This window comes from Nitratireductor aquibiodomus NL21 = JCM 21793, from assembly GCF_000615975.1.
Taxonomy (GTDB): Bacteria; Pseudomonadota; Alphaproteobacteria; order Rhizobiales; family Rhizobiaceae; genus Nitratireductor; species Nitratireductor aquibiodomus.
Genome location: NZ_BAMP01000134.1, coordinates 1 through 8,518 on the forward strand (window position 1 = coordinate 1; position 8,518 = coordinate 8,518).

General features: G+C 62.9%; 9 protein-coding genes and 1 pseudogene. 6 read left to right on the forward strand and 4 right to left on the reverse strand.

Features of this window, described 5'->3' with window-relative positions; translation table 11 throughout:
* Positions 1-185 precede the first annotated feature (185 nt).
* From nhaC to JCM21793_RS21840, 4 genes and pseudogenes are all read right to left on the reverse strand, one after another.
* Positions 186-1,697 (reverse strand): Na+/H+ antiporter NhaC, encoded by a 1,512-nt coding sequence (gene nhaC / locus JCM21793_RS21825; RefSeq protein ID WP_007007247.1) that lies wholly within the window; start codon positions 1,695-1,697, stop codon positions 186-188.
* 189 nt (positions 1,698-1,886) lie between these two features.
* A pseudogene (locus JCM21793_RS27725) lies at positions 1,887-2,874 on the reverse strand (LLM class flavin-dependent oxidoreductase).
* A gap of 245 nt (positions 2,875-3,119) precedes the next feature.
* Positions 3,120-4,352, reverse strand: coding sequence for a CaiB/BaiF CoA transferase family protein (locus JCM21793_RS21835; protein ID WP_025031715.1), 1,233 nt, complete (start codon positions 4,350-4,352; stop codon positions 3,120-3,122).
* Between the two features lie 4 nt (positions 4,353-4,356).
* Positions 4,357-5,322: a hydroxymethylglutaryl-CoA lyase gene (locus JCM21793_RS21840; RefSeq protein ID WP_025031716.1), complete on the reverse strand. Its 966-nt coding sequence runs from the start codon at positions 5,320-5,322 to the stop codon at positions 4,357-4,359.
* A gap of 148 nt (positions 5,323-5,470) precedes the next feature.
* Here JCM21793_RS21840 and JCM21793_RS29800 point away from each other — a divergent pair, with 148 nt between their 5' ends.
* The 6 genes from JCM21793_RS29800 to JCM21793_RS21860 form a co-directional block, all read left to right on the forward strand.
* On the forward strand, positions 5,471-5,830 hold the full coding sequence (locus tag JCM21793_RS29800; protein ID WP_202901447.1) for a GntR family transcriptional regulator: 360 nt from the start codon (positions 5,471-5,473) through the stop codon (positions 5,828-5,830).
* Positions 5,827-6,162, forward strand: a complete 336-nt coding sequence (locus JCM21793_RS29805) for an FCD domain-containing protein (protein WP_051556264.1) — start codon at positions 5,827-5,829, stop codon at positions 6,160-6,162. Before JCM21793_RS29800 ends, JCM21793_RS29805 begins: the two co-directional genes overlap by 4 nt.
* Before the next feature lie 59 nt (positions 6,163-6,221).
* Positions 6,222-6,959: a Bug family tripartite tricarboxylate transporter substrate binding protein gene (locus JCM21793_RS31095; protein WP_202901448.1), complete on the forward strand. Its 738-nt coding sequence runs from the start codon at positions 6,222-6,224 to the stop codon at positions 6,957-6,959.
* Positions 6,860-7,189 (forward strand): Bug family tripartite tricarboxylate transporter substrate binding protein, encoded by a 330-nt coding sequence (locus JCM21793_RS31100; RefSeq protein ID WP_202901449.1) that lies wholly within the window; start codon positions 6,860-6,862, stop codon positions 7,187-7,189. The genes JCM21793_RS31095 and JCM21793_RS31100 overlap by 100 nt, the downstream gene beginning before the upstream one ends.
* Complete coding sequence (locus JCM21793_RS21855; RefSeq protein ID WP_025031717.1) at positions 7,186-7,617, forward strand: tripartite tricarboxylate transporter TctB family protein; 432 nt, start codon at positions 7,186-7,188, stop codon at positions 7,615-7,617. Before JCM21793_RS31100 ends, JCM21793_RS21855 begins: the two co-directional genes overlap by 4 nt.
* Before the next feature lie 4 nt (positions 7,618-7,621).
* Positions 7,622-8,518, forward strand: an 897-nt coding sequence (locus tag JCM21793_RS21860; protein WP_025031718.1) for a tripartite tricarboxylate transporter permease, incomplete at its 3' end; no start/stop codon positions are given.

Here is an 8,518-nt window from a genome sequence, read left to right on the forward strand (position 1 = left end):
CATCGTCGCGCTGGGCGACCGGCTGCTTGAGCGCGAAGGCCGGATGATCCGCGCGATCCATGAGATCGGCCGTGGTGCGGAAGCCTTTGCAGGCGAACCGTTCCACTATCCCGCCCGCTGAATGCGAAACAGGCCCCTTGGATCGCCGTGCGTCCATCTAAGGGGCCTGTCCCTGTCGCAGCGTCTTATTCTGCTGGCGTCGTGCTTGGTATGGCCGGCGTCTCCCAGCCATGGTCGCTCAGGTCGGCAATGGTTTCGCCACTGTCATGCCAGCCCTGCATCTCCGCCTCGCTCGCCCGAGGCGAGAATAGACCCGTATAGGCATAGGCGAGACCGATCACCGGTGAGAGCCAGCAGGCGAAGGCGAGCGGGATATAGAGCAGGTTCTCCAGATGTCCGTCCGAGACGCCGAGCGCCAGTGCGCTGATCACGAAGGCGCCGCCTGCGTTCCACGGAACCAGCGGCGAAATCAGCGTGCCGCCTTCCTCGATCGCCCGCGACAGGTTGAGCGTGGAATAGCCCATACCGCGATAGACCGGCGCATACATGCGCCCGGGCAGCGCGATGGAAAGATAGGGATCGCCCGCGACCAGATTGGTCGCCATTGAGGTGCCCACGGCAGCCGTCTGGATGCCGGCAAAGCTCTTCACCTTCATCATGATCGCCTTGATGATGGTTTCAAGACAGCCGGTCTTTTCCAGCGCACCGCCGAAGCCGAGCGCGATCAGCACCAGCGAGATCGTCCACATCATCGACTGGATGCCGCCGCGATTGAGCAGCGAGTCGATCTCGCTCACGCCCGTGTCGATCCTGTAGCCGCTATTGGCATAGGTGAAGACATCATGCAGCCCCACGCCCTGCGCGATCATCGCCGTCAGCCCGCCGGCCAGAACGCCGGCAAAGAGAGACGGGATAGGCGGCATGCGCTTAACGGCCAGCGCGATCACCAGAATGGCCGGCAGAAGCAGCCAGGGCGAAATTACGAAGTTTTCCTGCAGCGATGAGGTGATCGCGGTTATCTTGTCAAAGGACGCACCGCCGGACTCGATCAATCCATAGCCGGCAAAGAGATAAATGCCCAGCGCAATCAGCATTGAAGGAATCGTCGTCGGCATCATGTTCTTGATGTGCGAGAACACGTCGACGCCCGTCACGGCCGGTGCCAGATTGGTGGTGTCGGAGAGCGGCGAGACCTTGTCGCCGAAGAACGCACCCGAAACGACCGCGCCCGCGGTCCAGTAGACCGGAATGCCAAAGCCGGCACCGATGCCCATCAGCGCCAGGCCAACCGTTCCGACCGTGCCCCAGGAGGTGCCGAGCGAAAGCGACACGACGGCGCACAGAAGCATGGCCGCGGCAAGGAAAATCTCCGGCGAGAGAATGGTCAGTCCGTAATAGATCAGTGTTGGCACGGTGCCGCTTGCAATCCAGACACCGATGATCATGCCGACGGTGATGAGCACCGATACGGACGGCAGCGATACGTGGATGACGTGAAACACGCCCTTTTCGATATCCTCCCAGTCGAAACCGAGTTTGATGCCGACCAGCCCGGTAAGGGCGAGACCTATGGCAAGGGGCACATGGGGTGTGAAATCATCAAAATAGAAAAGCTGGACGCCAAGCACGATGAGCGTGAGCAGCACCGGCGTCAGCGCGAGCGGTAAGCTCGGCAGAGCCTTTTGCGGGGACGACATGTCTCTCTCCCATTGTTGTTCGTCGAGGGCGCGTTGACCGCGCTCTTGTTCATTTGACGATAACAGGAGTGAAAACCCGTTTGGTCTTAATTTGCCGCTATCAAGGTCTAATCGACCAAATATTCCATTTCTGATAGATCAGGTCATGGCTAAAACAGATTTCCGGAAGAGATTTTATCATCGATAAATTTATGTCTCGGCGAGAATTTCTGCGGCAATGCGGAAGGATTTCAGCCGTGCATCATGGTCATGAATCTGCCCCGTAATGATGATTTCGTCCGGCCTGTATCGCGCCAGGAATGCGCTTAATGCCTCCCGCACGGTTTGCGGGCTGCCGGCCGCCGTGCAGGCAAGCGCCTGCGCCACGCCGGCGGCGATGGCGGGGTCGAAGGTTTCGACCACATTCTCCACGGGACGGGGCAGGGGCCCCGGTCGCCCGGTGCGCAGATTGGCAAAGGCCTGCTGCATGGACGTTTTAAGCAACTGCCCCTCCGCGTCCGTATCGGCGGCAAACACGTTGAGCGCCATCATGAAATGCGGCTTTTCCAAATGTTCGGAGGGGCGGAATGTCTGGCGGTAGACCTCAATCGCCTGTTCCAGCGCGGCAGGCGCGAAGTGCGAGGCGAAGGCATAGGGCAAGCCCAGATGTGCGGCGAGCTGCGCGCCATAAAGGCTCGATCCAAGGATCCAGACCGGCACATGCGTGCCCCGCCCGGGGATGGCGCGTACCTTCTGGCCCGGCTCATCGTCACCCAGATAGGCGATCAGCTCCATCACATCACGCGGAAAACCCTCGCCATCGTCGAGCCCCCGCCGCAGGGCGCGGGCCGTGGCCATGTCGGTGCCCGGGCGCGCGGCCAAGCCCCAGATCGATGCGGTCGGGATAAAGCGTGGCCAGCGTGCCGAACTGCTCGGCGATGATCAGCGGCGCGTGGTTGGGCAGCATCACACCGCCCGCACCCACGCGGATCGTCTTCGTGGCGGCGGCCACCTGCCCGATCAGGACCGAGGTTGCCGCGCTGGCGATGCCCGCCATGTTGTGATGTTCGGCAAGCCAGAAACGGCGATAACCCCAGCTCTCGGCATGGCGGGCAAGGTCGAGCGTGTTCTGGAGCGCATCGGCAACGCTCGAACCGTCAGGGACAGGCGCCAGATCGAGAACGGAAAAGGGGATCATGGGAGAACTCCGGGGAGGAAGGACACTCCCCGGCATATGGGGGCATTTCGCGCCGATCCAAGGGTGGCGTTTTCAATGGCCCCTGCCGTCATGGGCAGAGCGCTGGCATCCAGTCTTCAGATTGTTCCGATGCTCCACTGCATTATTGCGGTGCGTGGTTCGACAAGCTCACCATGAGGGAAGCTGTGCCTGGCAATGAGCCCTGGGCGGAGACGGTGCAACGTTTTCATTCGCCAACCCCGCCCTCATGGTGAGCTTGTCGAACCACGCACCGCGATCCAATTCCCCCCGATGGCACCTTCCTTTGCCAGCGCTTCAATCTCGTCAACCTCGAAGCCGCTCGCTTCCAGAACCGCCCTCGTGTCCGCGCCCAGCTCGGGCGCGGGATGGCGCAGGCGGCAGGGCGTGTCTCTCAGCTTCACCGGAAAGCCCAGCATGCGGATCGGCCCATGGTTCGGCTGGTCCACCTCGATCACCATTTCCTGCGCCCGCGTCTGCGGGTCGTTCAGCGCCTCGGCCAGATTCTGCACCTTGCCGCAGGGCACGCCGGCGGCGTTGAGCCGCGCAATCCAAGCTTCCTGCGTGTCCCGGCCGACAGCCTGATTGATCATCTCGTTGAGTTCGGGGCGGCGGGCAAAGCGCTTATCGTTCGTGTCGTAGCGTGGCTCCTCCATCAGGTGACCGAGCTCCAGCACATCGAGAAACCGCTTCAGGATCACGTCATTGGAGGGTGCGACGGCAATCTCGCCATCCCGCGCCCTGAAGAGGCCATAAGGGGCCACCAGCGGGTGGTCATTGCCGGTGCGGGCAGGCAGCTCCCCGGTGGTGAAATATTCCGACGCCAGATAGGCCATCATGCTGATCGCGCCATTCATCATGGCGCTTTCCACATGCTGGCCCGTTCCATTGAGATCGCGCGCGCGCAGCGCGCTTACAATGCCGAATGCACAGTAGAGGCCGGCCACCAGATCGGTGATCGGCTGCGCGACGCGCATCGGCTCGGTGCCTTCCGCACCGTTCACGCTCATGAGACCGCTCATCGCCTGAGCGATGAAATCGAAGGCCGGGCGGTCCACATAGGGGCCGGTCGAGCCATAGCCGTTCACATTGGCGGTCACGAGCCTGGGGTTGAGTGCTTTCAGCCGCGCCTCGCCAAAACCCATCTTCGCCATCACGCCGGGACGGAAATTGTCGATGAGGACGTCAGCGCCAGAGATCAGCCGCTCCAGCACCGCGCGGCCGCGCGCGCTATAGAGATCGATGACGACCGATTTCTTGTTGCGGTTGAAGCTTGCATAATAGGCGGAGAACCCGTCGCGCAACGTGCCCTGTTCGCGGATCGGGTCGCCCTTGGCGGGTTCGACCTTGATTACCTCCGCCCCCATGTCGCCCAGCATCATGGTGCAGAACGGGCCGGAAAGAACCCGCGTCAGATCGATGACCCGAATGCCCTCAAGCGGCGCTTTTTTCTCGGTCATGTTCTCAGCCATTGGCGGTCGCAACGCTGTCCATGCTGGCAGTCTGGAGCCGCGGGCCCGCCTTCATCACCTGACCGGGAAGCGTGCGCCCGATGATCGCTTCGGCTTCCTGCGCGACACCGATCAGTTTTTCGAGATCGACACCGGTTTCCACCCCGCATTCGCTCAGCATGTAGACGAGATCCTCGGTGCAGATATTGCCGGTGGCGCGCGGCACGAAGGGGCAGCCGCCAAGGCCGCCAATGCTCGCCTCATAGCGGGTAACGCCCTCGAGCAGCCCGGCATAGACACAGGCAAGCCCCACGCCGCGCGTGTTGTGGAAATGCAGCGCGATGTCGGCTTCCGGAACCGCCTCTTTCAATGCGCGGCAGCGCTCCTGCACCACGGGCGGCGTGGCCATGCCGGTCGTATCTCCCAGCGACAGCGTGGTGATGCCCATGTCGCGATAGGCGCGGGCGATCTCCACCACGGAGGAGACCGGCACTTCGCCCTCGAAAGGACAGCCAAAGGATGTGGCAATTGCCCCATAGACCGGAATGTCGGCATCGCCTGCAATGCGCACGATGTCGGCGAATCCATCAAGAGACTGGGCGCGGGTGCGGTTCACATTCTTCAGATTGTGGCTCTCCGAGGCCGACATGAAAACGACCATGGCATCGACGCCGGCCTCGGCTGCGCGGTCGGCACCGCGCGCATTGGGCACAAGAGCGGTCAGCACCGCGCCTTTCGAGCGGTCGATGCCGGCCAGAACCTCTGCCGCATCCCGCATCTGCGGCACGGCGCGTGGCGAAACGAAGGACGTGACCTCCAGATGGCGGATACCGGCATCGATCAACCCGTTGACGAGGGCGATTTTCCTGTCCGTCGGCACGAATTGCGGCTCCGACTGCAATCCGTCGCGCGGCCCTACTTCGACGACGCTGACGCGTTCGGGGAACCCTTTCACAAGGTGGCCGGCTGGTGCTGTCACGATTTTTCCTCCCACCTGATTGCATCGGTAGACCGGATTGGTATACCGTCTTCCAAAGAACGGTCAATGCCCGTTCCAAAAATGGCAGACCGGAAGGCAGGGAGGCTTGTCCGGACCGCCGCACATGCAGGAGGAGTGCCCGTCCGTCATGGGTGAGGCTGCAAAAGAGATGACCGAACAGCCGCTCGGCGAGCGCGTGCTTTCGCGCATTCGCGGCGATGTTCTCTCGCTAAAGCTTGCGCCGGGCGAGGTCGTGTCCGAACGATCGCTGGAAACCACTTATGGGGTTTCGCGCACCCCCATCCGGCAGGCGCTGGCGGAGCTGATCCGTGAAGGGCTTGTCGTGAAGGCCGAGCGTGGCTATGCCATCGCGCCCTTCGACCTGCAGCAGCTTGAGGAAATCTTCGAATATCGCGAAATCGTCGAGGATGCGGCCATCCGCCTTGCCTGCGAGCGGGCGACGCCGGAGGAGCTGGACGCCATTCTGCGCACGGTGATGAGGGCTTGAGCGATTTCACGCCGGACGACTGGTTCGAGGCCGGGCTCGACGTGCATGTTCAGCTTGCAGCCCTCTCGGGCAACCGTTTCCTGCGCGATGCGGTGCAGGACGCGGTCAACCGCACGATCCGCGCCCGCTGGCTGGTGGCGAGCTCGCCGGAGGCGCGCGCCATCGCCCACCGCGAGCACAATGACATCATAGCGCTTGTCCGGCAGCGGAAAACCGAGGAGGCCGCCGCCGCCATTCGCAGGCATGCACGCGATGTGCGCGGGCAGATCCTGCAGGCGCTGGAGGATTCGCGCCGCCTTTTCGGCGCGCGCGGGTTTGTGGAAGGAGGCTGAGAGCGGACGTCAATCCGGTCTCGGACACTGGAATTTCGACTTCAATGAGGGAGGACTTGATGAAGAAACTTTCAAAGCTTTTTGGAGCGGCTGTCCTGTGGACGTCGCTTTCCGTGGCTGGCGCCACGGCAGCCGAGTGCATTGCGCCCGCCGATCCCGGCGGCGGCTGGGACTTCACCTGCCGCACCATCGGCAAGATGCTCTTCGACCAGAAGCTGGTGGATGCACCGGTTCAGGTCACCAACATGCCCGGCGGCGTGGGCGCGGTTGCCTATGCCAAGGTCATGTCGTCGCGCGCCGACGATGCGGAGCTGATGGTGGCAACCTCCACCGTGGGCGTCACGCAGATCGCGCAGGGCAAGTATCCGGCTGATACCTCGGTGATGCGCTGGGTGGCCATGCTCGGCACCGATGTGGGCGTGATCGTGGTGCCGAAGGATTCGGACTTCAAGACGCTCGACGATCTGACCGCCGCGCTCAAGGAAGATCCGAGCGCACTTGCGGTTGCCGGCTCTTCCGGTGCGGGCGGCTGGGACCATATCCGCCTTCTCATGCTGGCGCAGGCCGCCGGCCTTTCGGGCGATGAGTACAAGCAGATCCGCTGGGTGCAGTTCGATGGCGGCAGCCCCGCCGTCACGCAGATGATCGGCGGGCAGGTTCAGGCGGTTTCCACCGATCTGGCGAAATCGCCGGTTTCGTGGAATCGGGCGACATCCGCATTCTGGCGGCCCTTTCCGACGAGCGCGTTCCCGCCTTCCCGGATTCGCCCACGGCAAAAGAGCAGGGCCTTGACGTGACCGGCTACAACTGGCGCGGTTTCTACACGGGCGGCGAGGTCTCCGACGAAGGTTATGATGCCTGGGTCGAGCGCCTGCAGAAGCTCTACGACACGGACGACTGGAAAGAGACCGCCAAGGGCAACGGCCTCGTGCCGGTGTGGCGCGGCGGCGCGGAGTTCGAGGCCTATGTGAAGGACCAGTCCGAACAGATGCGCAAGATTTCCCAGGAGATCGGAGTCATCAAGTGACAGACAGGATCGTCGGCCTTTTTCTTCTGGCCATTTCGATCTGGTACGGCGTGACCGCGGGAGACTATGAGGCGAGCTTCGGCGACCCTCTTGGCCCCGCGGCCTTTCCCATCATGCTGTCCGTGCCCGCGGCGATCCTCAGCCTGACGATGATCATCCGCCCGGATGAGGAGCCGGCCTGGGTCACGGGCAAGCCGCTTCTATTGCAGGTGGGGGCGGTCTCGCTGCTGCTTGCCTATGCGGGGTTTCTGGAGGTGCTCGGCTTTCCGCTCGCCACCTTCATCGCTGTCGCGCTGCTCGGGCGCATCCTGCGAAGCTCATGGCCGAAATCCATCGCTTCTGCGGCGATCATGAGCGCGTTCCTGTTTCTTGCCTTCGACAAGCTGCTCGGTCTTCCGCTGCCGCTTCTCCCAGAATTCGTGAGCTGATTTCATGGATATGCTGTCTGCCCTTGCGCAGGGATTTGCGGTGGCGATCACGCCGACCAATCTGGCACTGGCGCTGTTCGGCTGCTTCGCGGGAACGCTGATCGGCGCGCTGCCGGGGCTTGGCCCCGTGAACGGCGTCGCCATCCTCATTCCGCTTGCCTTCTCGCTCGGACTGGAGCCCACCTCGGCGCTCATCATGCTGTCATGCATCTATTACGGCTGCATGTATGGCGGGCGCATCTCTTCGATCATGCTCAACATTCCCGGCGACGAGCCGGCCATCATGACCACGCTCGACGGCTACCCCATGGCGCGCGCCGGCAAGGCTTCGGAGGCGCTTGCCATCTCCGCCGTCGCCTCCTTTATCGGTGCGACCTTCGCCACGATCGGCCTCACGCTTTTCGCGCCGCTTCTGGCCAAGGCCGCCATCTATTTCGGCCCCGCCGATTATTTCGCGCTCTATGTCATGGCCTTTGCGACAATCGGCGGCATCACCTCGGTCAACCCGTTCAAGACGCTGCTTGCCGCCTTCATCGGGTTGATGATCGCCACGGTCGGGCTCGACCCCGCCACCGGCACGGCGCGCTACACGGCCGGCTCCTTCCATCTCTATGACGGGTTCGACCCCATCGTTGCCATTGTCGGCCTGTTCGCCATTTCCGAAGTGCTGGTCTATCTGGAGCGCGTGCATCAGGGCGAAACCAAGATGGTTCCGCTTGGCCGCGCCCTGCCGCGCTTCAGGGACATGATGGCCGGCGGCTGGGCCAATCTGCGTGGCTCTGTCATCGGCTTTGTCTGCGGCATTCTGCCGGGCGCCGGCGCCTCGCTCGGCGCGTTCATGTCCTATATTGCCGAACAGCGCTGGAGCGTGAAGGACGGCAGATTTGGCGAGGGTGACCCG